Raw genomic sequence first — 1580 nt, 5'->3', positions numbered from 1 at the left:
CTTTCCTCTATAAAACCTAATTTCATTTCCCTGCACAAGCAACAAAACCCACAAGAACGCATAATTGTGGTGCATAGTTATCCGTCACAGTTCCTCTTCCGACCTGTGATAATCAGATACTTTCCTCTTCGAGTTTTACTCAGACTGGGTTCCATCTCCAGCAGTGCCATTGGTTAATTTGCAATCACGGGGTGTCACCACCACAAAGATAGTAGCCTTGGCACGGCTGGTATATCTTGTCACCCTTTAGTGCAGGGTGTCAAAATCATGTTGTCAAAGTCCTTATAGCCGACTCCTTCTTTGAGGATGTGCCAAGCGCAGACGAGCATTTTGCGTGATATGGCTACAACCACTTTCATCTTGTTCTTTTTTCTGACTTGTGTCTGATGGTAGGAGAAACGGCTGAAGAAGCAGCCCTTGGTTCGGCTTGCGCCCCATGCGCACTGGATGATTGTCCGTCTCAGGTAACGGTTTCCATGCGTGATGCGCCGTGACTTGATAGTCTTGTTTGACTGGTCGTTGCGAGGCTTCAGTCCCGCCCATGATGAAAGATGGTTTGCCGTCTCGAAGTGGCTCATGTCTGTGCCAATCTCTGCGATTAATGATGTGGCGGCTCTCATCTTCACCCCCGGAACGGTCTGAAGGTTCCTCAGCTGCTCGGAGTATTCTTTCTCGCAAATCTCCTGCATCTTGTCCATGCACTTCTGCTTGTGCGCCTCTGCCATGTCAATTTCCGCCTTGAGCTGAGCCATGATGTCTATGTCGGCCTCCGTGACGCACCCTTTGAGCGATGCGATTATGGTTTCCCTGCCATGACGGTTTATGATACGCCCGTGCACTTCCTTAACCAGTTCCTCGGGGGATGTCACGCCCTCGCATATCTTGTCTATCACGCTCTTGTAACTTACGGAATCCGTGTTTGACACATAATTGCTCAGACGGATATTACACCGCTGCACCGCCGCATCCAGCTTGGCCAGCTTACGGATGATCTCATCATCAAGGTCGTAAATGCGACGGTCGTACAGACGGAGCTGCTGGATGCGCTCAGGGGGAACGAAACTGCCGCGCACCAGTTCCTTCATCATGCACTCGGCTATCCACTGTGCATCTTTCACGTCGCTCTTGTGACCGGGAAGCTGCTTGATGAAATAGGGGTTGATAAGTTTCAGCTTGAAATGCGGTTCCAGTATGCGCCATACAGGAATCCAATAGACACTTGTGCTTTCCATACCAACCTCCTGCACGTGATACGTGAGCATCAAATCACGCATTTCCTCAAGCTGATTTGTTAAAACACCATACTTTTTCTCAAAAATCTCACCCGTGCTGCTCATAATACAAAGAAATATGCTATCTTTGTGCACGTCAAGTCCGCATACTATTCTCATAAGCCTAACTTTAGAGGATTAAACAATAGGCCCCAAATATACAAAATTGTGACGAAAGAGCACGTATATAGGACAAGAATCTGTGGCGGACTTGACATTTTTTCTCTCAAACACTGCCCGATTCGGGGAAATGACATTAGGTTTTTTATCCCGACTGGCTTATAATTCGGGGGTTTTATGTAAATTTGC

The 1580-nt window shown here is 47.8% G+C and carries 1 protein-coding gene; it reads right to left on the bottom strand.

Translation table 11 applies throughout. The annotated features are described in order from the left end of the window. Positions 1-239: 239 nt before the first annotated feature. Positions 240-1391, bottom strand: coding sequence for an IS110 family transposase (locus CIK88_RS06325; protein ID WP_094435292.1), 1152 nt, complete (start codon positions 1389-1391; stop codon positions 240-242). Positions 1392-1580 lie beyond the last annotated feature (189 nt).

The organism is Prevotella sp. P5-50, assembly GCF_002251295.1.
Lineage (GTDB): Bacteria > Bacteroidota > Bacteroidia > Bacteroidales > Bacteroidaceae > Prevotella.
This window is presented reverse-complemented; position numbering and strand designations above follow the sequence as displayed.

Excerpts from the sequence above, each read along its gene's own strand:
- CIK88_RS06325 (WP_094435292.1), bottom strand. The coding sequence starts at position 1,391 with ATGAGAATAGTATGCGGACTTGACGTGCACAAAGATAGCATATTTCTT.